Source organism: Thalassobaculum sp. (assembly GCF_040219215.1).
Lineage (GTDB): Bacteria > Pseudomonadota > Alphaproteobacteria > Thalassobaculales > Thalassobaculaceae > Thalassobaculum_A.
In genome coordinates, this window is record NZ_JAVJSX010000008.1 from 465,268 (window position 1) to 487,793 (window position 22,526).

At 66.1% G+C, this 22,526-nt stretch carries 22 protein-coding genes; 11 read left to right on the top strand and 11 right to left on the bottom strand.

Annotated elements, in window-relative coordinates:
* Window positions 1-31: 31 nt before the first annotated feature.
* Window positions 32-973 carry an OmpA family protein gene (locus tag RIC54_RS07675; RefSeq protein WP_350086311.1) on the top strand — a complete coding sequence of 314 codons (942 nt, stop codon included), beginning with the start codon at window positions 32-34 and terminating at the stop codon, window positions 971-973.
* Window positions 974-1,159: 186 nt separating this feature from the next.
* Entirely contained in the window at window positions 1,160-2,056 is an 897-nt protein-coding gene (locus tag RIC54_RS07680) for a PRC-barrel domain-containing protein (protein WP_350086314.1), read from the top strand.
* Between the two features lie 376 nt (window positions 2,057-2,432).
* On the opposite strand, the gene RIC54_RS07685 is transcribed toward RIC54_RS07680, so the two are convergent.
* Entirely contained in the window at window positions 2,433-2,657 is a 225-nt protein-coding gene (locus RIC54_RS07685) for a YMGG-like glycine zipper-containing protein (RefSeq protein WP_350086317.1), read from the bottom strand.
* A 218-nt stretch (window positions 2,658-2,875) separates the two neighbouring features.
* Here RIC54_RS07685 and RIC54_RS07690 point away from each other — a divergent pair, with 218 nt between their 5' ends.
* Together RIC54_RS07690 and RIC54_RS07695 are read left to right on the top strand one after the other, a co-directional pair.
* Window positions 2,876-3,760, top strand: coding sequence for a sulfotransferase (locus RIC54_RS07690; RefSeq protein WP_350086320.1), 885 nt, complete (start codon window positions 2,876-2,878; stop codon window positions 3,758-3,760).
* On the top strand, window positions 3,757-4,539 hold the full coding sequence (locus RIC54_RS07695) for an FkbM family methyltransferase (protein ID WP_350086323.1): 783 nt from the start codon (window positions 3,757-3,759) through the stop codon (window positions 4,537-4,539). The genes RIC54_RS07690 and RIC54_RS07695 overlap by 4 nt, the downstream gene beginning before the upstream one ends.
* 12 nt (window positions 4,540-4,551) lie before the next feature.
* On the opposite strand, the gene RIC54_RS07700 is transcribed toward RIC54_RS07695, so the two are convergent.
* From RIC54_RS07700 to RIC54_RS07745, 10 genes are all read right to left on the bottom strand, one after another.
* Entirely contained in the window at window positions 4,552-5,316 is a 765-nt protein-coding gene (locus RIC54_RS07700) for a hypothetical protein (protein WP_350086326.1), read from the bottom strand.
* 106 nt (window positions 5,317-5,422) lie between these two features.
* Window positions 5,423-6,523: a glycosyltransferase family 4 protein gene (locus RIC54_RS07705; protein WP_350086329.1), complete on the bottom strand. Its 1,101-nt coding sequence runs from the start codon at window positions 6,521-6,523 to the stop codon at window positions 5,423-5,425.
* Window positions 6,524-6,530: 7 nt separating this feature from the next.
* Window positions 6,531-7,187, bottom strand: coding sequence for a TIGR02466 family protein (locus tag RIC54_RS07710; RefSeq protein ID WP_350086332.1), 657 nt, complete (start codon window positions 7,185-7,187; stop codon window positions 6,531-6,533).
* Entirely contained in the window at window positions 7,184-7,912 is a 729-nt protein-coding gene (locus RIC54_RS07715) for an acylneuraminate cytidylyltransferase family protein (RefSeq protein ID WP_350086335.1), read from the bottom strand. The genes RIC54_RS07710 and RIC54_RS07715 overlap by 4 nt, the downstream gene beginning before the upstream one ends.
* On the bottom strand, window positions 7,909-8,571 hold the full coding sequence (locus RIC54_RS07720; protein WP_350086338.1) for a hypothetical protein: 663 nt from the start codon (window positions 8,569-8,571) through the stop codon (window positions 7,909-7,911). Before RIC54_RS07720 ends, RIC54_RS07715 begins: the two co-directional genes overlap by 4 nt.
* Window positions 8,568-9,251: a glycosyltransferase family 2 protein gene (locus RIC54_RS07725; RefSeq protein WP_350086341.1), complete on the bottom strand. Its 684-nt coding sequence runs from the start codon at window positions 9,249-9,251 to the stop codon at window positions 8,568-8,570. Before RIC54_RS07725 ends, RIC54_RS07720 begins: the two co-directional genes overlap by 4 nt.
* Window positions 9,248-9,745 carry a hypothetical protein gene (locus RIC54_RS07730; RefSeq protein WP_350086344.1) on the bottom strand — a complete coding sequence of 166 codons (498 nt, stop codon included), beginning with the start codon at window positions 9,743-9,745 and terminating at the stop codon, window positions 9,248-9,250. The genes RIC54_RS07725 and RIC54_RS07730 overlap by 4 nt, the downstream gene beginning before the upstream one ends.
* 14 nt (window positions 9,746-9,759) lie before the next feature.
* Window positions 9,760-10,644: a shikimate dehydrogenase family protein gene (locus RIC54_RS07735; RefSeq protein ID WP_350086347.1), complete on the bottom strand. Its 885-nt coding sequence runs from the start codon at window positions 10,642-10,644 to the stop codon at window positions 9,760-9,762.
* 2 nt (window positions 10,645-10,646) lie between these two features.
* Window positions 10,647-11,570, bottom strand: coding sequence for an N-acetylneuraminate synthase family protein (locus RIC54_RS07740; RefSeq protein ID WP_350086350.1), 924 nt, complete (start codon window positions 11,568-11,570; stop codon window positions 10,647-10,649).
* A gap of 56 nt (window positions 11,571-11,626) precedes the next feature.
* Complete coding sequence (locus tag RIC54_RS07745; RefSeq protein ID WP_350086353.1) at window positions 11,627-12,538, bottom strand: NAD-dependent epimerase/dehydratase family protein; 912 nt, start codon at window positions 12,536-12,538, stop codon at window positions 11,627-11,629.
* A gap of 82 nt (window positions 12,539-12,620) precedes the next feature.
* Here RIC54_RS07745 and RIC54_RS07750 point away from each other — a divergent pair, with 82 nt between their 5' ends.
* From RIC54_RS07750 to RIC54_RS07780, 7 genes are all read left to right on the top strand, one after another.
* The gene (locus RIC54_RS07750) at window positions 12,621-13,793 is read left to right on the top strand and encodes a class I SAM-dependent methyltransferase (protein WP_350086356.1); all 1,173 of its coding nucleotides are present in this window, start codon (window positions 12,621-12,623) and stop codon (window positions 13,791-13,793) included.
* A gap of 31 nt (window positions 13,794-13,824) precedes the next feature.
* A complete protein-coding gene (locus tag RIC54_RS07755; RefSeq protein WP_350086359.1) occupies window positions 13,825-14,817 on the top strand; it encodes an FkbM family methyltransferase in 993 nt (330 codons plus the stop codon).
* Between the two features lie 22 nt (window positions 14,818-14,839).
* Window positions 14,840-15,862 (top strand): hypothetical protein, encoded by a 1,023-nt coding sequence (locus RIC54_RS07760; RefSeq protein ID WP_350086362.1) that lies wholly within the window; start codon window positions 14,840-14,842, stop codon window positions 15,860-15,862.
* Entirely contained in the window at window positions 15,859-17,565 is a 1,707-nt protein-coding gene (locus RIC54_RS07765; RefSeq protein WP_350086365.1) for a glycosyltransferase family 4 protein, read from the top strand. Before RIC54_RS07760 ends, RIC54_RS07765 begins: the two co-directional genes overlap by 4 nt.
* A 68-nt stretch (window positions 17,566-17,633) precedes the next feature.
* Window positions 17,634-19,343: a tetratricopeptide repeat protein gene (locus tag RIC54_RS07770; protein WP_502989652.1), complete on the top strand. Its 1,710-nt coding sequence runs from the start codon at window positions 17,634-17,636 to the stop codon at window positions 19,341-19,343.
* The gene (locus RIC54_RS07775) at window positions 19,340-20,521 is read left to right on the top strand and encodes a glycosyltransferase (RefSeq protein ID WP_350086371.1); all 1,182 of its coding nucleotides are present in this window, start codon (window positions 19,340-19,342) and stop codon (window positions 20,519-20,521) included. Before RIC54_RS07770 ends, RIC54_RS07775 begins: the two co-directional genes overlap by 4 nt.
* A gap of 283 nt (window positions 20,522-20,804) precedes the next feature.
* Window positions 20,805-22,496: a calcium-binding protein gene (locus tag RIC54_RS07780; RefSeq protein ID WP_350086374.1), complete on the top strand. Its 1,692-nt coding sequence runs from the start codon at window positions 20,805-20,807 to the stop codon at window positions 22,494-22,496.
* Window positions 22,497-22,526: the final 30 nt, after the last annotated feature.

The window sequence follows — 22,526 nt, forward strand, 5'->3', positions numbered from 1 at the left end:
CCGACGATCGACACATTCGAAAGGACTGACGATGCGCAAGACTCTTTTGTATGCCCTGCCTGTAACCCTGGCTATCGGCGCTTTCGCCGGCGGTGCCCAGGCCGCTACCCTGCTCCCGCTGTTCCCGGATGTTGAGCGGGTGCGGGCGACCAGCCCATCCGGTGACAGCTTCGAGCAGACGTTGGCGCGCGAATACCGGGACCTGTCCCTGTTCGAGGCCGACGAGATGGAGGACTGGCCTGACGCCGAGTTCTTTGCCTCGAAGAGCCTGCGCGCCGGCTCCGGTGACGTTCCGATGCCGGTCGAGCTGGCCAATCGGAGCATCGCCAATCCGGCCAAGCTTGCCGAACTGGAAACCGCACGCGCCGATCTGGTGAGCACGCTGCAGACTGGCCGGACGATCGCTCCGGTCGAGGCGGGCGTTGCCCAGGCCAAGTTCGATTGCTGGGCCGAGCAGGAGGAAGAGGGTCACCAGTTCGACCACATCGCTGCCTGCCAGACCGCCTACCTGATGGCGATGGAAGCCCTGAAGGCCGCCATGCAGCCGTCGAACGTGACCTATGAGACGGTGCAGGAAGAGATCGCCCGCGACACCGTGTACTTCGACTGGGACAAGGACAACATCCGTCCGGACCAGAAGCGCGAGCTGGATGTGTTCCTGTCCGAGATGCGGAAGATCGAGCCGGTCGTGCTGTACATCGAGGGTCATGCCGACACCTCGGGTCCCGCGGACTACAACGCCAAGCTGTCGGAGCGCCGCGCCGAGAACGTCCGTGCCGAGCTGGTGAAGCAGGGCATGACGGTCGGCGAGGTCAAGGACCTGAAGCTTCAGGCCAAGGGCGAGAACGACCCGGCGGTCCAGACCGGCGACGGCGTCAAGGAGGAGCAGAACCGCCGCGTGGTGGTCGTTGCGACCGGACAGACCAAGAAAGAGGTCACCGTCAAGCAGACCTCTTCCGTGGTGAAGCAGTAACCAACTCCTGAAACTGGTAATCGTGGGGCTCGCCGAGGTTCGGCGGGCCCCTTTTCATTTTTAAAATTCTGATTCTTTACGGATTTTATTAGAACAAGAGAGTTTTACGATCCAGGGAACGAACCCCGCGCGAATCCGTTGATAGATCATAGGGGGCGGCGAAATGATCAATCCTTGGAGGGATGAATGCGCAATCTACTTGCAACAACGGCGCTGGCCGCACTGATGGCAGGCCCGATGGTCGTCGCAGCGAACCACGCTTCGGCTGCGGGCGCCTCGGTAGGCGTGACCAACGTGACGACGATCGACAATGCCAGCGCCACCGGCTACCTGGCGTCGAATCTCATGGGCAAGACCGTCTACACGTCCGCGGCCGCCGACGCTCAGGCAATCGGCAACGTCAATGATGTGGTGATCGGCGAGGACGGTTCGGTCCGGGCCGTGATCGTCGGGGCCGGTGGTTTCATCGGGATCGGCGAGAAGGAAGTGGCGATCGATTTCAAGCGCCTGACCATGCAGAAGACCGGTGACGGTGTCAGGCTGGTCTCCGCGCTGACCAAGCAGGAGCTCGAAGTAGCCCCGACGTATGACGGCAAGTCGGCGAGCGCCAGCCTCGGCGCCCAGGCCGGTGCCGGCGCGGCTGCGGTTGGGTCGGCGATCAGTTCGACCACCAAGGATCTGACGGATAAGGCAACCGACTTGGTGAACGGCAAGAAGCCGGCCGACCGGGCGGCGTTCCTCGCCGACAAGACCAAGGTGGCGGTCGGATCGATCAGCGCCGAGCAGATGGCCGGGGCCAAGGTTTATGACCGGTCGTGGAACGAGGTCGGCGTGGTCGGGGAGACCGTGGCGGCAGCCGACGGCCGGCTGGACGCGGCGATCGTCGATGTCGGCGGTTTTCTCGGGCTTGGCGCGAAGCCGGTGGCCATCGGCCTCGACCGGCTCGACGTGTACCAGGATACTTCCGGCAAGCTCTACGTTGCGACGCCCTACACGCAACAGCAGCTCGAGGCGGCGATCGCCTACGACGCGTCGGTGTATGAGACCAAGCGTGATGTCATGCGTCTGACCCCCGGCGGCTGAGCCCGCTAAACACCTGTAACGATGGGCCCGCTCGCCGATGTCCGGCGAGCGGGCCTTTCGCGTTTTGCAGGGGTGCGGCAACTCCTTGCGCGTATCGACCTCTTCGATAGGCGCTGGATTGGTAGGCGCCTCACACAGGTCGATGCGCTGCCCGATTGCGACCGGCTCTGGTGTCTCGACGGAACCGAGATCGCAGAGTTCTTCCGAACCGAGATGACGGGCCGAACGCCGCTGGACGATCCGCGGTCGGACATGTCCAGGTTTGATAGCCGATGGATTGCCGGCTGGGCTCGGGCGGACTCAACAGCAAAAAAGGAGCCCGCCGGTTGGCGGGCTGAGGATGGGAGGTTCGGAGAATGAAGAAGGAAGCGAACGGCTATTTCTTCGTCTGGTCGTAGATGTAGCCGCCGGCAGCACCAGCCGCGCCGCCGATCACCGCGCCACAGGAGATACAGCCGCCGGTGAGGGCGCCGGCCACGCCGCCGATACCGGCGCCGATGGCGCCGCCCGACAGGGTGCGCTGCTGGGTATCGTTCATGCCCGAGCAAGCGCCAAGCGTCAGTACGCCGGCCAGGGCCACAGGGATCATCACTCGTTTCACGGTTCGCCTCCTGAGAACGTTGGGGCCCAGTTCACGCTTCCGCAATCGGGCCTGCACACACAAAACGCGGTAACCGGTCACCGGTTCCCGACGACGGTCGTGCCGCGTGCTTCGCCGCGCAAACAGTGCCGAAGAGCGCATTGGGCTTGCCCCTGCCGTCCGGTCGCACGTAGACAGACGGCGCAGGTCGGGCTTCGGGTCTGGCTTCGGAGGACTGGATGATTCGGAACCTGAATGCAGAGTGGCGGGCGATCGGGGCGCTGCCGGTGTTTTTCGTCGGTGGACTCCCGCGGTCCGGGACGACCTGGGTACAGCAACTCCTCAACGCCCATCCCCGGGTCATGTGCATGGGCGAGTCGCATTTCATGAACGACATGGTGCCGGCGCTGGTGTCGGCCGCCGCCGGATACCGCAAGCGCCGGGCCGAGGGCCGCGATACCTGGGCACCGACGGTGCGCGGACCTCGTGGACCGCAACTTGGCCCGATGGTCCAGATGGCATTCGCGGCACTTGTCCGCGAGAACCTGGACGGCCGTTCTGCCACCGAACTGGCGGCCGTCGGCGAAAAGACGCCGGACAACATCATGCACATGAAGGAGATCTGGGCGGTCTTTCCGGCAGCGCGGTTCGTCAATGTCATCCGCGACGGGCGGGATGGCGGTTTGTCGGCCTTCATCCGGTTCCGCTCGAAGCTGCCGAACGACATGACCCGGGCCGACTACATGCGAGCGTATGCCGAGGGGTGGACCAACCGGATCCGTGCGGCGAGAGCACTGGGCCAGGACAAGGCATATCACGAGGTGCGCTATGAGACGATGCACGCCGATCCGGAGACCGAAGCGGCGCGGCTGTTCGCGTTCGTCGGAGCCGACAGTGAACCGGAGACGGTGCGGGCCGCGCTCGACGCCGCCAGTTTCGAGGCGCTGTCGGGCGGCCGCCAGCGTGGTCAGGTGGACGCGGCCTCGCACTATCGGCGCGGCGAGGTGGGCGGTTGGGCCGATACATTGAGCGAGGCTGAAGTGGAAGCATTCGAGACGATCGCCGGACCGCTGATGGACGAACTGGGGTATGCCCGCGCTGCTAGCAGGGCGGGTGCGGCGTGACGGATTTTCGCGACGATCCACGCAAGGTAGCGGCGTACAAGCGGGCGCAGAGCTACGAGAAAGCGCTCCCCGTACTGAAGATCCACAACGGCCCGAACACGGTCAGACTGGTCACGCCGTCGCAGTTCTGTGTCTGGCGGGCATTCACCTATTTCGACAAGGAGCCCGAGACAATCAACTGGATTGCGGGCATTCCGGAAAACGGCGTGCTGTTTGACGTCGGGGCGAACATTGGCTTGTACACCCTCTGGGCGGGCCTGACGCGCAATGCCAATGTCTTTGCGTTCGAGCCGGAGTCGAGCAACTACGCGACCCTCAACTCGAATCTGCGGGCGAACGAACTGACAGACCGATGCCGGGCGTTCTGCACCGGCGTTTCAGACAAGTGCGGCTTCGATACACTGCGCGTCGGCAGGGTCGCGATCGGTGCCAGCGGACATCAGGTCGGTACCCGGCACACCGGGGGTACCGCGCAGGGCATCGTGACCACGACGCTCGACCATCTGGTCTACGAGGCGGGCCTGCCTTGCCCATCGCATGTGAAGATCGACGTCGACGGGATCGAGCCGGCAATCGTTCGCGGCGCGGCCCGGCTCCTGTCCGACGAGCGCCTGAAGAGCGTCCTGATCGAGCTGTCGATCATGGAGCCGGATCACAGAGCGGTAGTCGATCAGCTGGTCGACTACGGATTCACCAAGGACGAGGCCCTGGAGAAGGCGGTGTATGCCAAGACCACCGGGGTCAAGCACACCGGCAACATCATCTTTACCCGGCCCTGATCGTCCGCGGCGTCACGCGAGGAAGATCGAGTACTGGACCAGTCGTCGCGGCCGGTCCGAGGTCGTCGCCTCGACGCCGTGGAACGACTGGTCAGAGCGCCCGAAGCACAGGAACAGGTTCGGTTCGTAGGGCGCACGCGTCACCGGTTGAAGCAGATCCTTCGCAATCGGGGCCTGCCCGTTGCTGATCATGCCCGGCTGGCGGGGAGCGTAGAGTTGGGTGCCAAGGGTGGCTGGATCGTCGGGATCGGCAACGTAGAGCAGGCCGGTCACCAGTTTTCGTGCGCCATCGGTGTGCGGGACCAGTTCGAAGCCTGAGCGGTCATAGATCAGTTCCACCGCCATCCCGATGCCAATGCGCGGTTGCGCGGTGCGCTTGTACTGACGCGCCAGGCTGGGGTTCACGGTGCCGGCGAACGCCCGCAGCAGCGCCGCAACGATGCGCTCGGAACACAACAGGCGCTGCAGCCTGACGATCGGTTCGGCCAGTGTCGTGGCATTGTGATCGAACGGCATCGGCAACGTGTACGAGAACCGGGAGTCCGAGTACTGGTCGCCGCCGCGGCGCTGCTTCACCGACTGCAAGCTGTCGACCGAGACGGGAAACGTTGCGCGCAGCGCTGCGAACAATCGATCCGGCAGGAAGTCCCTGACCAGCGCGTGCGGGAACGGCGTGCCTTCGATGGACATGGCGCCGAGGCGCAACGCCACGTGGTCCGAGTCTTCCGGTGCGGGCGGCGAACTTCCGTAGGGATCGGCAATGCGGGCGGTGGGCATCGTCACTCTGTCGGTCGATTGGGACGGGCACTGGGCGTTGAACACACCTGATTCTGGCCGATCGGGCAAGCACGGCGCGCCGCCGGCCACACCGGTCCTGCAGGGGCTACCCGTGGTCGAACAGGGTCTGCAGGCGTTCCTGTGCCACCGCCGCGGCCCGGTCCCAGGAGAAGTTGCGCCGGACATGCTCGGACCCGGCACGACCACGCTCGCGGGCGCGGCCACGGTGTTCGAAAACCTCACGCATCAGGGACCGCAGATGCGCCCAGTCCGGCTCCGCCCAGAGCCCGAGATCGCCGTCGGCGCGCTCGAAGAACGGCTCGTCGACCGGAACCAAGCGATGGTCGATCCGCCAGGCGTGTTCGCCGATGAACTCGGTCGGTCCGCTGTATCCGGTAACGATGGTCGGAAGCCCGCAGGCCATCGCCTCGATGACTGGCAGGCCCCAGCCTTCGGCCCGGGCGGGGGCCACGAAGGCGTCGCACGCCGTGTAGATGCCGGCAAAGGTTCTGTGGGTATCGACGGGCGGCACGATCTTCAGCCGGTCCGGCCGGCGCAGGCGCAACGCACGCAGTTCGTTCCCGAGATCGAGATCCTGCCGTCCGGCGTACAGACCGGCGAGAACCAGGATCACGTCGTCGCGGTCGCCGAACTCCCGGTCGAAGGCCTGAACCAGTTCGGCCATGCCCTTGCGGCGCTCCCAGCGTCCGATCGCCAGAAACTTGAAGGGCTTGGCCGCAAACGCACCGGTCGGCACGACGTCCGGGTGGAACAGCGTGGGGTCGACGCCCTCCGGCACCACGTCGATGCGATCGGGGTCGAAGCCGTTGGCCGCGAACACTCGCTTGCCCCAGGCCGTTGCGGTCCAGATCCGGTCGGCGGCGGCGAGAGGAACGAACCAGTCATCGGGCAACCGGGTCGACTCCCAGACGGTGTAGGCGATTTTCGCCCCGACCGCTCCGTCGAGCACACCCATCAGGCTGCCATACATCAAGGCGATCGTCGCGACCGGGCGGTCGGCGAAGTGAGATGCGACCGCTGCCTTGTCCTCGGCGACTGGGCCGGACTTCATGTGGATCGGGGTCGCGACCACCGGAAGGCGTCGCGAGAGGGCGTCGAACACTCCCCGGGTGTGGACGTTGTAGCCGTATCGGCCGTCGAACCATCCGATGGCGTGCACCAGCGTCGGGTGATGCGGGGTCTGCACGGCCGTGTCAGGAACGACCCGTGTCGCGGTCCAGCCAAAGATTGAAGGCGACTGAAACACGCGGCGCCGTCCCCCGGTAGGGATGAACGTAATGCAGCAGCCAGCCGGGAAACACCAGCATCATGCCGGGCTCAGGATCGACGATCAGCGGGGCGTTGAACGCGTGGGTCGGCAACGTTCCGCCGTGCGGGCCCGGGCGCGGATCGATGAACTCGATCAGCCCCTCGCGGCTGTCTTTCGGCGCCGGCTCGCCGGTGCTGACGTAGTAGACGCCGGAGAACACCGCGGGCGTGTGATTGTGGACGGCGTTGTACGCGCCGTCGCGAGCCACGTTCGCCCAGGCGGAGATGTGCATCGACCGCTCGAGCGCAAGCGCCGAGAACCGGTTGTTGAGGACGATTTTCCGGATGCAGTTGGCGACACGCTTGCGCAGCTCATGGATCGCCGGATCGGAGGACCCGAGCAGGTCGGCCGGCGAATGCCAGCCACCGACATTGCTCATCCCCCGGGTCGCCTCCTTGGCCTCCCGGGCGAGGATGTGCTCCAGCAGCTTCGCGTTCAGGCCGTCGTCATCGCCGTAGCGCTTGACCAGAAGTGGTGTGGAGAAGGCGGCGTGCACGCCGTCACGGACGGCGGTGCCGCGCTGGCCGTCGGTCTGCTTCATGGCTTGCCGTGCGCCGCGAACCATTCCAGGGCCTTCTCCGCCAGATAGAAGTCGAAAGCGTCGTGTATGTCGATTCCGGACGCCGTGTCGTTGATCTCGATGACCTCGGCGTTGTCGCCGGTGCGTCGGCCCTGACGGATCAGGTCGGCACGCAGGGCGGAGGCGATGCCGGTGTCCTCGCGGAACAGCGGGGTGCGGGTCTGGCGCGGGCCGTACACCGCCATCCAGTCGAACACCCGCTTCCAGGTACCGTCCTCGGCCTGGTGCCAGAAGTTCTTGTGGGTCTTGTTGGCAACGAACGCGCAGTCGATCTCCGGCCGCGCCTTCAGGATGCCGACGGCATCAGCGATCCATTGCGGCTTTCGGAAGATGTCGGTCGGCTGCAGGAACACCACGATGCCGAAGCCGCCGTCGATCGCCTCGGCGCGTTCCAGTGCGTCCTTCAGCACCGGCTCGGTCGGCGTCAGGTCCTCGGCCAGGCCGGAATCGCGCATGAACGGTGTCCAGGCGCCAGCCGCCTCGGCGGCCGCGCGGATCTCTTCGTCGTCGGTCGTGACCAGCACCCGGTCGCAGGCACCCGACTCGATCGCATGATGCACCGAGTGCGCGATCAGCGGCTTGCCGCCGATCATCCGGACGTTCTTGCCCGGCAGCCCCTTGGAGCCGCCGCGTGCCGGGATGATGGCGATCACCCGATTTGCGGCATCCGGACTCTGCGTGGTCATGCGCTTGCTTCCTCCAGTTGCGGCAGGCGGTCGGCCAGCGCCTCGGCGACCGCGAAGCCCGTATCGTCGCGCACGTCGACCAGCGCCCAGGTCTGGTCGACGACTTCGAAGCCGACGGCGTCGCCCAGACGACGGCCGCTTTCGAACAGGCCCGGCCGCGCCGCCAGGGCAAGGCCGACCATCTCCTGGAAATACACGCCGTCCCGGGCGTCACCGCCTTCCGACAGCGCCAGGATCTCGCCGTCCGGGGTATGGCGCCACAGATTGGCGGTGAAGCGGCGAACGCAGACCACGCTGTCGAGATGGTCGCGGGCCGCCAGATTGTCGGCGGTGCGCCGAACCAGGCCTTGCGGACGGAAGGGGTGGGTCGGCTCGAGCACCACGACGATCTCGGCGCTGTACCCGCGGGTGACCTCCGCCAGGGCGGCGACATAGCTCTCGGCAGTGCGGGCGTGTGCGACGACATTGCCGCCGAAACCCTCGACGACGGCACGGATGCCGGCGTCGTCGGTGGTGACGACGATCGGCGAGTCCGGCAGGTCGACCGAGGCGGAGTCCAGCGTGCGCTGAAGGCTGGAGCGGCCACGGATCGGAGCCATCAGCCGTGGTGTGCTGCGGGCGGCCGACAGGACCGGGATGATGACCAGCGGTGCGCTCACAGCGGACCTCCCGACCGGATGATCTCGATCACTTCCGCGACGCGCTTGGCACGGCCCTCGTCACGGCCCTGATGGATGCCGTGCTGGTGGTAGGCGCGCATCCCGGGCTCGTAGACGATGTCATAGCCAGCTGCGATCATGCGCTTGCCCCACTCGCGATCCTCGACGCCCCGGATCTTCTCGTCGAACGGCTCGTCCCGCCAGATCGACTTTCGGATCGCCGAGTTGGCGTTGTGGAAGAAATAGTCGACGCGCTGGCGGACCCGTTCGTCGCGGAAGGTCGTCCACAGGTCGCGGCGATCGATCGCGCTGGTATCGGGCATCGGCTCCTGGCGGCCGTAGACGCCGCACACTCGTTCATCCCCCTCCGGACCGAGATGGGCATAGGCGTAATCCGCCCACAACTCGTCGACCGGGACGCAGTGCGAGGACAGAAGCACCACGACGTCGTGCTTCGCCGCATCGATCCCGATGTTCAGCGCGCGGCCGTAGGAGAACTCCTCCCGGGTGATGTTGGTCAGGGTCGCGCCGTAGGCGGCTGCGACTTCGACCGTGCCGTCGGTGGAGTCGTTGTCGACCAGCACCACGTCGATGTCCGGCAGACGCTGGCGCCGGATCGCGGTCAGGCAGCGACCGATCCAGGCACGCTCGTTCTTGGCCCTGAGCACCACACTGATCATGACCGGTTCTCCTCAGCGGAACCCGCGTCGACGGGGTCTTCCGAGATCATGCCGAAGTCGATCGCCGTACCCTCGGCCAGGGCGTACAGCGTCCGCCGGCCCAGAATGGACAGGCGATGGTCTGCGCCGAGACCGGTGCCGCCGATAACCTCGGCAAGGTCCGCCTGTTCCAAAAGGCTGCCCGCCGTGATCGGGCGGGCGGCGACCAGAGTCCGCCGTCCCCGCCGCAGCAGGTCGAGACGCGCGACCGGCGACGGCTTGAACAGCAGGTCGCCCGGCAGGGCCATGCGGCGCAACCGGTCGAAGGCATCCAGGTCCTTGCACAGGAAAGCGGCGCGGATGCCTTCGGACAGCATTGGCGGTTCGGTCAGGTGGTCGGCCGGGATCACCACGTGGTAGCGGGCTGCGACTTCGGCGAGCGGGGCGCGGGTCGCCTCGTCGACGGTCTCGACGGTCAGTTCCGGCGCGTCGGCCGTCAGAAGAATGCGGCGCATGGTATGTTGTCTCGTCAAGCCGCCCGCATCGCCGCCCGTACGGCGTCCATGCCAAGCGCGCCGGGCACAGCCTTGCCGAACGCAATCACCGCCTGATCCAGGTTCATGCCGAGACCGTTGCGGGTCTGCAGGCCGCGGGCGGCCGCCATCGTCAGCAGCGGGGTCGCATCGGGTTGATAGATCGCATCGTACACCGCCGCCGACGCCGGCAGGACCGCGAGGTCGGCCTCGGCAATCGGCGATCCGGCCGGTCCGTCCTTGTGCCCGATGGTGGTCGCGTTCACGACCAGATCGATCTTGCTGAGGACGTCGGCGCCGACCGGGAAATCGGCGGCCATGGCCCCCAGCTTGGCTGCGACCGCGTCCGCGGTTGCCCGGGTCCGGTTCGCCACGGTCAGTTCGGTGACCCGGCCGGCAAGGAACGCGGCCATCGCGAGCCCCGCACCGCCCAGGCCGACCACCAGAGCCCGCCGGGTCTGCAGGGCGTGCGCGCCGCCGACCAGTTCCTCGATCTGCGACAAGGCGCCGGCCCCATCGGTGTTGGCGCCGACCAGGGCGTCCCCGTCCCGGTAGATCGCGTTGACGGCGCCGATCCGCTGCGCCTCCGGTTCGATCCGGTCCAGCAGACCAACCAGCGCCTGCTTGTGCGGCACGGCGACGGCACCGCCGACGAAGCGGGGATCAGCCTTCAGCGCCGCGACCACCGCCGGCAGGTCGGCGGCGGTGACATCCATCGGATGCATGACGGCGTCGATCCCGGCCGCTTTGAACGCGGCGTTCCACAACGTCGGCGAGCGGGCGCCCTTCGACGGCGTCGCTCCGAGAATCGCGGCATAGCGTTCGGTCGCAATCGTGACCGGATTGCCGATCGGGCCGGGGAAGGCGGCTGCACCCGCCATGATCAGGCGTCGACCGTCCGGTCGATGGCCTGCGCCACCTTGCGGCACGCCTTCATGATGTCGTCGAACTGCTCGAAGCTGGAGCACTGCAGCGGATCGACCGCCGCGTTCACCGGATCCGGGTGAACCTCCAGCATCAGTGCGTCGGCGCCGGCCGCGATCGAAGCCAGCATCATCGACTTGACCCAGGGCTGCCAGAATGTGGCGTGGCTGGGGTCCGACATGATCGGCAGGTGGGTGAGTTCCTGGGCGGCGGGGATGACCTGCAGGTCGAGCATGAAGCGCGAGGTCGCCCGGTGGGTATGCGGTGCCACCACGCCGCGCTCGCACAGCACGATCTGCACCGGCTGGTTCAACCGGTCATGCTCCAGCGCGATGTACTCGGCCGCCATCAGCCAGTCGCGCAGGGACGCACCGTAGCCGCGCTTCAGCATGACCGGCATGCCGGTCTTCCCGACCTCGGTCAGCAGCGGGTAGTTCTGCATGTTGCGGGTGCCGATCTGCAGCATGTCGCAGTTCTGCGCCACCACGTCGATCTTCGAGATCTCCATGACCTCGGTGACGATCGGCAGGCCGCTTTCCTTCTTGGCGACCTGGAGCCACGCCAGTCCCTGCTCGCGGGTCTCGAAGAACTTCGCCGAGCGGTACGGGAACGACAACGGCTTGAAGGCGCCGGCCCGCAGGAAGTGCGCACCGGACTTCTTGATGGCCAGCGCCGTGCGGACGATCATCTCCTCGTTCTCGCAGGTGTTCGGCCCGGCCATGACCGGGACCAGCTTGCCGCCGAACTCGACACCGCCGCAGGTGAAGGTCGTGCGGTGGTCCGGGCGTTTCTTGGCGACCAGCGGAATCTTGTTCTGGAGGTCGTCCTCGGTCAGATCCTTGCCGGGAAACTTGTTGTCGACGCCCATGTTCGTGCCGCTCATCGCCGCGCCCTCTTACCGCTGTTCACGTCTGGTTCACTTCTGGAAGGTCCGCACTCTTATCGCGGCGGCGGCGGGGTCGCAATGCGTAACGCCGCTTCCCTGCCGAATCGGGCCAGGACCTCGGCTGTGTCGTCGGGCCGGAAGCCAAGCGATTCGGCGCCGGACGGGTCGATGACCGGCGAGCGATGCTCGGCCGCCCGAATGTCCAGCCGGACCGGTGTTCCGAAGCCGGCGGCAAGGGCTTCGACCGCGTCGCGGATCGGGATCGGCGGGCGCGAGGCCAGGGAGACGACGTGCACGCCGGACGGCGGGTTCAGCAGGATGTGCAGGACGAAGGCCGCGACGGTGTCGGCATGGACCACGGCGTTGTAGAGCCCGTCGGGATTGAAGACCGTGATCGTCTCGCCTGTCGCCAATCGGGCGGCGACCATGGCCGGGAAATTGTCGTGGCAGCCCGGCCCGATGACCGCCGGCAGGCGCAGCGCTACGACAGCCGCACGATCGCCGACATCGGCCAGCAGGTGTTCGGCAGCCAGTTTCGATCGCCCGTATGGGGTGTCCGGCGCCGCCGGCGTGGTGTCATCGATCACGTCGGTGTCGGGTCGGCCGATTGCCGACTGCGACGACATGTAGATGATCGGTGCGGCGGAGCGCTCTGCCAGGCGGATCGCGCCGCGGGCCAGGGCCAAGTTGGTGTCGACCAGCCGGTCGGGATTGGTTTCGCGCGCGGGAATGACGGCTGCGCAGTCGATCACGGCGTCGACCCGCAGGTCGGCCGGCGGCGGTCGCCGGCCGTCCCAGGCGCGAGCCGTCACGCCATCGGCGAGCCCGCGCGGAGATGATCGGCCGAGCCCGGTGACCTGCAAGCCGGCGCTCGCGAGCGCCGACGCGATCCTGCCGCCCAGGAAACCGCCGGCGCCGGTGACCGCGACATGGAGATTCTGCGTGGGGGTTCCGGCGCTTTGCATGGGATTGCCTTGATCGGAGGCGGCTTCCTCCCCTATAGCACGGGCGCCGCTGGATGGACTGGCGGAAGGAGCGTGCCGCCCGATGACCGACACGACCACCGATGTCTGCCCCTTGTGCGAGGCTGCCGGGGCCCGCGTAGTTTACGAAACCCAGGCCCAGATGTTCTGGGTCGTCGCGGATCCGACGCTGACCGACCGGTTCGCGCCGGTTCGGCTGCGGCAGTGCGAGGCCTGCGGGCACGTCTTCAATCGGGAGCTGGCTCCGGAGACGATTTCCGAGATCTACCGGCGGCAGACCGCTACGAACCGGCCGGTCTCGGCCGACATGCACAAGCGCTACGACACGTTGCTGGAATTTCTCGGGCGCGATCGACTGGTCGGCAAACGCATCCTGGAGGTCGGCGGTGGTACCGGCAGCCTGGCGCGGTTGCTTGCCGATCTCGGCGCCGACGTCACGGTGGTCGAGCCGAACGACGAACTGCAGTCCCTGCTCGGCGATCAGGCCGACCGCATCCGCGTGGTCAATGACTTCTTCGGGCCCGGCACGCTCGACGAGACGTTCGACGGGGTGATCTGCCGGCAGGTGGTCGAGCACATCGCCGATGTGCGGCCCTTCGTGCGGGCGTTGGGAGCGGCGGTCAACCAGGATGGCTTCGCCTATATCGAAGTCCCGACCCTGGAATTCATCGCGCGAACCGGCGCCTACATGGAGGTGCACGTACAGCACCTGCACTATCTTGATGACGCGACCCGACGACGGCTGCTGGCCGACGCCGGATTGGCGGTAACGGGAACCCACGACATCCTGCAGGGCCACGACGTCGGCATCCTGGCCCAGCCCGGTCGGCCGGATCTGCCGGATCGCAACCCGGAACCCAGCCGGATCGCCGGCGTCGTCACCCGGCGCGGGGTGCACGAGGCGTTCCTGGCCGGGTTCGACGGCGATCCCGGCCGGACCGCGATCTATGGGGCGACCTCGCAGGGCGTGACGTTCTTCAACCTGTTCGCGCCCGGTGCCGCGCCGGCCCGGTTCGTCGATGACAACCCGGACTACGCTGGCCGCCTGGCCTACGGGCAGGGCGGGACCGCGACCATTCACCCGCGCAGTGACGAACTGCTCGCCGGTCTCGACCACGTCTTCGTCGGTGCCTATCACCATCAGGCGGCCATTACCGCCAAATTGGCGGAGGACGGGTTCAAGGGGACGGTGTGGTCCACGGACCCCCGCCATCCGACCATCGAGCGCGTGCGCTGACGTTTTCCGCTGCGGAGCCGAGGAACCCATCATGACCAAGACCGACGTACCGGCGGCGCCTGACCTCTGGACCACCGTGGTACTGGACGCCGGCGGCCGGTACGGACTGCATCCGTCCTGGCGTGGGTATGAGGCACCGCTCGACTACCGGATGTTCGAGCCGGAGCCGGTCGAGGCGGCTCGCCTGACGACGAAGTACGCCGCCCGCAAGGACGTCGTGGTGCTGGCCGAAGCGCTTGGCGCGGTGCCCGACAGCAGCCTCGAGTTGTTCATCACGGCCCATCGCGGCTATGTCGGCGCGACCAAGCCGAACCCGGACAGTCTTTGGTTCGGAGACGTGCGGCCCGACGAGGGAACGGTGGAGGGCACGATCACCGTACCGGCCACCACGATCGACGCGCATCTGGCGGCCTCGCGGTCCCGCGCCGACTTCCTGAAGATCGATGTCGAGGGGCACGAGCTGGCGGTGATGCAGGGTGCGGTCCAGGCGCTGGACCGGGTCCTGGCGTTGCGGGTCGAGGTGCAGTTCGACGATTCCTTCGAAACCCAGACCGCGTCGGCGATCTTCTCCCATCTGATCGATAGCCTCGGTTTCCGGCTGATGCGCCTCGACTATGACGGCCGCGGCCAACCGCTGAGCTACCTGACCGTCGACGGAAACTTCGGCGCGCTCTGCGGTTGCGATGCGGTGTTCGTGCGCAAGGTTCCGTCAGTCGAGGCTTGGGGCGGCGAAGACGCGGCGGCCGGGCTGCTCAAGCTGGCGGTGTTCGCGCTGCGCAACGGCATGCCCGACTACGCGGTGGTCTGTCTGGAGCGACTTCACGCATCCGGCTGGCGCCCGACCGGCGACGAGCCGGCGGTGCGGCGCTATCTGCGCAAGCTGTTCATTCTGGCCGCCGGCCGTCTGAGGGCGCAGTCGGGCGAGCTTTACGAGCGCGCGGCCCGAGACTATCAACGCTTCTTCGAGTCCGAGATGCCGGCCAGGAACGAGATCTTCGAAAGCGAATGGCTGAACCCGAACTGACCCTGGCGGCCTGATCCTGACCATGACCAACGCGGACCCGAATCGACCGAGCCTGTACGCGATCTACGATCTCGGACGCTCGCCTATCACCTTCGACGTGATGAACTTTTTCGTTTTCGCACACATCTGGGCGCTGCGTTCGGGATTCGCCGGATATCACGTCATCCTCGTGCTCGGCGACGGCACCGGCTTCCGCGATCAGACACCGAAGGACAAGGCGCTCGACCGCGACGAGAAGATGTGGCGGGTGCGTCATGTTCTGATGCCGCACGCCGCGATTGCCAAGAACTGCGTCGGCATCAGTTTCGTCGAGCGCCGGGTGGACCTGGCACGGCTGATGACGTCGCTGCATCCGCAGCAGATCTTTCCACCGAACTACAAGGTCGAGGCGCCGAATCACGCCTTCATGCTGTACCAGCTGTTCAGCCTGAAGCCGACCGGTGTCGAACTGGATGTGTTTCACGCGCCAACTGCGGCGCTGCGCAAGGTCGACGAATGGCTGGGGCGCCGCGCGCCGGGTGGCCGGCCGGTGGTGTTCACCCTTCGGTCGTCGCAAACCGAGGCGACCCGGAACTCCCGAATCGACGAGTGGCTGACGGCGGCCCGTGAGGTTCGGGCCCGCGGCTACGACCCGGTGATCGTCCCGGATACCGACCTGGTGACGGCCGGGCTCGAGACGACGATGTTCGAGGACCTGCCGGTGTTCGGGATCGGCGCGGTCGATCTCGAACTTCGGGTCGCGCTGTTCCGGCGCGCCTACCTGAACTTTGCCGACAATGGCGGGCCGGCATTCCTGAACTACTTCATGACGGGCTCGCGCCTGCTGTGCTTCCTGCCCGTGGACAAGCTGCCGAGCGTGGTCGGACAGGGCGGCGTGCAACGGATGGCGCAGCTGCTCGCGGTCGAACCGAACGGCGACTTCCCGCATGCGACCCCGCTGTGCCGGTTTGTCTGGCGGCCGGATCGCACGGACGCCATCCTCGACGAGTTCGACAAGGCGGTGGCGCTGCTCGATGCCGCGACAACGCAAGGGTCCTCGTCGTGAGCCCCGGCAGCAACGCCGCGATCATGTTCGAACCGGCCTCCTACAACGCAGACCAGAAACAGGTCATGGGCCGGCACATTGCCGGCGCCAGCTTCCTGGAGGGCTTCGTCCGGTACGCGGACGTGGACCGCTACGTTGGTGTCGGTTTTCGCGACTCCGACGCGCCCGCGTTCCAGCGTCAGATCGAGGACATCGTCGCCCGGCATCCAATCCCGACGCGACGCAAGGTCGAGGTTCTGACCACGCGGGCTTTGCGACGCATCGCCTCGGTCGGGACCCTGTTCATTCCGGATCCCCGTCTGTCGAGGTTCGCCGAGGCCCGCCGGACCTCCGATCAGCGCGCCTACAGCCTGTGTGGCATCACGCATACGATCTCCAGCATTCAGGTGATGAACGCGTTATGCGAACTGCTGATCGGTCCGGTGCAGTCCTGGGATGCGCTGATCTGCACGTCACAGGCCGCGCGCAAGGCGGTGTTGCGGCAACAGGAACACTACGCTGACTACATGCTGGCGCGAGTTGGTGCGCGCCCGTCCAGCCCGGTTCAGACGCCGGTGATTCCGCTGGGCGTTGACACCGACAGGTTCGGCAGACTTGGCCGTGACCAGGCGGCGCGGGCCGAACTGCGCGGCCGTATCGGCGCCGGCGATGCCGATACCGTTCTCCTGTTCTTCGGTCGACTCGCCTACCACGCGAAAGCCCACCCCGTTCCGATGTACCTTGGGGCACAAAGGGCCGCCCGACGCCTGGGTTCCGGGCATGGCCGTATCCATCTGGTGCAGACCGGCCAGTTTCCCGGTCAGGCTGCGGAAGAGGGCTACCGGGACGGAGCCGCCCGCTTTTGTCCGGATGTTTCGGTGCATTTCCTGGACGGTTCCGACCGCAAATTGGCCAACGCAAGCTGGGCGGCGGCGGATGTATTCGTGTCGTTGTCGGACAATATCCAGGAGAGCTTCGGGATCACCCCGGTTGAAGCAATGGCCGCGGGGCTGCCCTGTCTGGTCAGCGACTGGGACGGCTACCGGGATACCGTCATCGACGGTGAAACAGGGATTCGCATCCCCACATGGATGCCGCCGGGCGGGATCGGCGCGGCGATTGCCGACGCGTACACATTGGAGAACATCAACTACGACCTCTACATCGGCTACGCCAGCCAGATGACCGCAGTTGATGTTCCGGCGTTTGCGGACGCTCTGGAGACCCTGGTGCGGGACCCCGAGCGACGGCGGCGTATGGGGGAGGCCGGTCGCAAGCGGGCGCAGTCGGTGTACGACTGGTCGGTGATTGTGCCCGCCTATCAGGAACTCTGGTCGGAACTGGCCGAACGCCGGCGAACCGACACGGAAGTCGCGCCGCCACGGTGGCAGGCGCGGACGCCTCGGCTCACCGATCCGTTTGACGTATTCGGGGGGCACGTCGGGGCCGGCTTGTCCAACGACGTGACCGTGCGCATGGACCCGCTGGGACCGGGCCTGGAAGACATCATGGCCATGCCAGCCAACGTGTACGCCGCGAACGCACTCCTCAACGACGATGAGATCGGGTCGTTGGTCGAAATGATCCGCGATGGCGGTCGGACGGTGAAAGCGTGTGCGCTGGCGTTCGAGATGAGCCGGCGTGTCCGGGTCGTCCGCAGCATTGGCTGGTTGGCGAAGTATGGTGTCGTGACAGTGGGAATCGACAAGGGGGCGTCGGAATGATCGCAACAGCTCCGACGATACGTTTTGACCCGCGAAAGCCGCCCAGCCTCGAACAGATCGAGCAGGCGTTGAGTCGGACCCCCGGTGATCCGGTTCTGTTGCGTCACCGCGCGTCGGCGAGGCTCGACAGTGGCAACCTGAAGGGAGCCGCCGAGGACGTTCGCCAAGCCATGGCAAAGGCTGGTGCCAACGCCGATTCGGCGCTGCTCGCCGTGGCGGCCCGGCTTGCGCTTCGGTTGGGCCGGGGTCGCGAATGCGAACAACTGGCGACGCGCGGCCTAGCGCGCGCGCCGGGGAATGACGATCTCTATGGACTTCTGGGCGCGGCCCAGGAGCAGCAGGGCAATACGGACCGGGCCATTGAGGCCTATGACGCGGCGGTCAACCTGAACCCGTTTCGTCGCACCTACCGCATCGCGCTTGCCAAGGCCCTGGAGGCGAAGGGCAATCGCGACCGGGCCGAACGGGTGTATCGGCAGGCGCTGTTCACCGACCCCACATTCGGCGACGCCGCCCTGAACCTTGCAAATCTTTTGCAATCGAACGAGCGGTTCGACGAATCCCTGCAACTGTACCAGCGTTCGCTCGAGCTTCTCGGCTACAAGCCCTATGTTCTGTCGAACCAGGGCGCCTTGCTGCGCAAGATGGGCCGGTACGATGATGCCCGGATGGCTTATCGGCGATCCATGTGCCTCGCGCCAGAGGATGGCGGCGTCTACTACAACTACGGCAATCTCTATCGGGCGGAGGAACTGTTGACGCCCGCGATCAAGAGCTACCGCCGGGCCATTGCCTGCCGGCCAGCCAATGCCGAACTGCACTGGAACCTGTCCCTGGCTTTGCTGTGCGACGGTCAGCTCAAGGCCGGCTTCGACGAGTACGAATGGCGCTGGCAGTACGAGCATTTCCCATCGAAGCGTCGATCGTTCCCCCAGCCCCTCTGGAATGGCGAGCCGTTCGACGGCCGCACGCTGCTGCTGCATACGGAGCAGGGCATCGGAGATGTGCTGCAGTTCCTGCGGTTCGTGCCGATGATCGCCGAACGAAAGGGAAAGACCGGTCGGATCGTATTGGAATGTCACGATAATCTACTGTCGCTGCTCGACGGATTTCCCGGAATCGACGAGATGATCCCGCGGTTCGCACCGCCACCGCCGGCGGATTTCCATCTGCCGTTGCTCTCGGCGACCCGGGCGCTTGGGATCGATGCGCTGGAGCGTCTCCCGAACGCGGTGCCCTACCTCGCCGTTCCGCCGGGCGATGACTTTCCGATCCCCGAGGCGGATCCGCAGCGCCTGAAGGTCGGCTTCGTGTTCGGCGGTAACCCTCAGTTCCCGAACGATCGAACGCGCTCGACCAAGCTGGACTCCTGGATGCCGCTGTTCGATCAGGACGGCATCCAGTTCTTTTCTCTTCAGAAGGGCGACCGCGAACCGGAAGTGGCGAACGCGCCCGAGTCGGTTGTCCGACTGAATGAGCGGTTGTCGAGCTTTCGCGATACCGCGCTCGCCATGGAGCAGTTGGACCTGGTGATCACCACCTGCACCTCTGTGGCGCATCTTGCCGGTGCTCTCGGCAGGCCGGTCTGGGTGGTGCTTTCCCGGAACGCCGATTGGCGTTGGCTGGTCGGGCGAGAGGACAGTCCCTGGTATCCGACCGCCCGTCTGTTCCGGCAGACCACCCTTGGTGATTGGGACGGTGTGTTCGAGAGAGTCGGTGCCGCGTTGAGAGAAACCGTCGCGGCCCGACGGACCGCCGATGCCGGTAAGACGCGTTGACCCGTACCGTCCTTCTTGCGTGGGAGTTGGGTGACGGGCTTGGCCATGTTTCGCGGCTGATCAGGATCGCCGAGCGGCTGCGAGATGAGGGCGTGCGCTGCCGATTCGCCGTGCGGCAGCTTGAACTGGCCGGGCGCGCTGTCCAGTCGGCGGGGTTCGAGGTCCTGCAGGCACCTCTGGCTCGGGTCGAGCCGATCCGGGGGCCGGACGGAACCCAGCCGGTAACCGTGGGTGACATCCTCGGTGCCGTCGGTTTCTCGGGCGTCGAGCGTCTGGCGCCGCTTGTCGCGGGGTGGCAGGCGTTGATCGAACTGGCGGCACCAGATCTGGTGGTGACCGACTATGCTCCGACAGCCAACCTGGCGTTGTTCGGCGGGCCAGTCCCTTGGATCCCGATTGGCGACGGCTTCACGCTGCCGCCGTTCGAGACCGAGCGGTTCCTGCCCTTCCGCAAGGCCCGGCCGGCGTTCGAGGAAGCCCAACTGCTGGAGGTGGTGGGCGAGGTGCAGTCGGCGCGTGGCCGGCCGATTCCAAGCCGGCTCCCCCTGCTGTTCGAGGGCACCCGGCGCTACGTGATCACGTTGCCTGAACTCGATCCCTGGCGAACGGTGCGCTCGGCGCCGGCAATTGGCCCGATCGCGCCGCCGCCCCGTCCCGTGGTCGGGGTCCCGCAGGACAGCTATTTCGCATATCTGTCCGCCGGGTTCGCCCATACCGGCCGCGTCCTGGAGGGCTTGGTTGCGGCTGGTCGGCCGGGGTCGGTTTTCCTGCGCGACTCGACCGTGCACCAGCGCGGAGCGTGGCGGGAGCGGGGCCTGAAGGTCTGGGATCGGCCACAGGATATGCGCGCAATGGCTGAGCAATCATCGATCATCATCCACCATGCCGGTGTGGGAACGGCCGAGACGATCCTTGGGCTCGGGCGGCCGCAACTGCTTGTTCCCCGGCATTTCGAACAATTCGCGAACGCGGATGCCCTCGGCCGCCTGGGTGTCGCGGCGGCACTCCGGGGCGCCGGGCGCTTCTCGGCGGAAGACGTCGGCCGGGCGCTGGCGACCATGGCGGATAACCCGCAGTTTGCCGAGCGCGCGAAACACTGCGCCCGGCAGCTGTCCGCTCGGCCGGCGACCGCCATGGAGACCGTGGTGGCAGCCTGCCTCGGCAAATCGCACCCGTGAACGGAGTGCGGCTTGGTGCCGCTTCCAGCGTTCGATGTTCTTGTGGCAAATTTGTCACAAGGAATTCACCCGTTGCCGCTAACGTCTAATGACTAGGTGATTTTCCCCTCACGCCGCTTGCATCAGCCGGATTACCTGCTGTAAAACCCAAACGTCCTCCCTGGTAGCTGCTGGCGCTGTTGCGTGAGAACGCGGTCTGACAGGGGAGGGTGGTGATCGTCTTCGGGCGATCAGCATCGTTCTGACGCACACACGCTCTGTAGGGAGTCTAGGAGTTACAACGATGGCGAACATTACTGGCACGACCTCTAGCGAGCTGCTCACGGGCACCGCCAGCGCCGACGTGATCTCCGCGCTTGCCGGCTCGGATACGGTAAGTGCGCTTGATGGCGCGGATCTGATCTATGGTAACCAGGGCAGTGACGTGATCTCTGCGGCTGGCGGTTCGGACACCGTTTTCGGTGGACAGGACTCAGACACGATTTCGGGCGATACCGGCCTGGATCTGATTTACGGAAACAAAGGCAACGACGTCCTGTCCGGCGGCGCCGATGGTGACACGCTGTACGGCGGTCAGGGCAATGATGTCATTGATGGCGGTGCTGGCACCGACGTCATGTTCGGTAACCTTGGCAACGACACGTTCACCAACGTCACGGGCGCGACTACCATTTACGGTGGCTCGGGCAACGACACCGTGGCAATCGTCACGTCCAACTCGTCGAACGCGCTGGTGTTCGGCAACCAGGGCAACGACGTGATTTCGACGGCCGGCGGTGCGGACAGCATCTTCGGTGGCCAGGACAACGATATCGTGTCGGCTGGCGCGAACGCTGACTTGGTGTATGGCAACCTCGGCAATGACACGCTGTCGGGCGGCGCCGGAAACGACATAGCGTATGGCGGTCAGGGCAACGACATCCTGTCCGGCGGCGAAGGTGCCGACGTCCTCTGGGGCAACCTGGGTGCGGACATCCTGATCGGTGGTACCAACGGCGACGTCCTGTACGGCGGCGACGGCAACGACAGCATCACCGGTGGTGAGGGTGCCGACTCGATCATGGGTGCCACGGGCAACGACTTGATCCTGGCGGGCAATGGCGCTGACACCGTTTATGGTGGTGACGGCAACGACACCATCCTGTCCTCCACTGGCCTGTCGGGCAACGTGCTGCTCTACGGCGGCGCCGGCAACGACCTGATCAGCTTCTCGGGCGCATCGATCGCGTTCGCTGGTCTGCAGGTTGTGTACGGCGGTGACGGCGACGACACCCTGCAGGGTGCGCTGGGTGACTTCACCTTCGCGTTCTTTGGCGGTGGCGGCAATGATCTGATGCTCGGTGGTACCGGCAACGATCTCCTGTCGGGCGGTGACGGCAACGACACCCTGAGCGGCTCCGAGGGTGCTGACACCCTTGTTGGCGGTAGCGGGAACGACTTGCTGATCGGCCTTTCGGGCGCGTCCATCATGTACGGCGGAGAGGGCAACGACACCCTGTCCGGCGGCGATGGCACCGACGTGCTGTATGGTGGTGCCGGGAACGATGTGCTGTTCAGCGGCAGCGGCAACGAAGTGATGTCCGGTGGCGATGGCGACGACTCGCTGATTGCGGGTGGCAGCACGTTCCAGTCCGACACCCTGATCGGGGGCGATGGCGCGGATCGGTTCATCTTCGGTACGACCGTGGTTTCTGGGGCGATCAGTGGCTTCACCGCGGCGAACGCCTCGGTCCACCTGATCTCCGGGTTCGCACGCGGCACCGATAAGATCCAGCTGCTGACAGGCATCGTGAGCACGGCCGGTACTCCGGGCGTGACTGGCAGTGCGGTTACTTTCGGCGGTGTCAACACGATTGCCTACGTCTCCTCGGGTTCCGATCTGGTCGTCATGATCCATGGCAACGCGAGCAACTACCTGATGATCAAGCTGACCGGTATCTCGGTCGTCGACATCAACGACTTCGAGTTCCTCTGATCTCAAAAGTCGACTAAATATCGGGGAGGG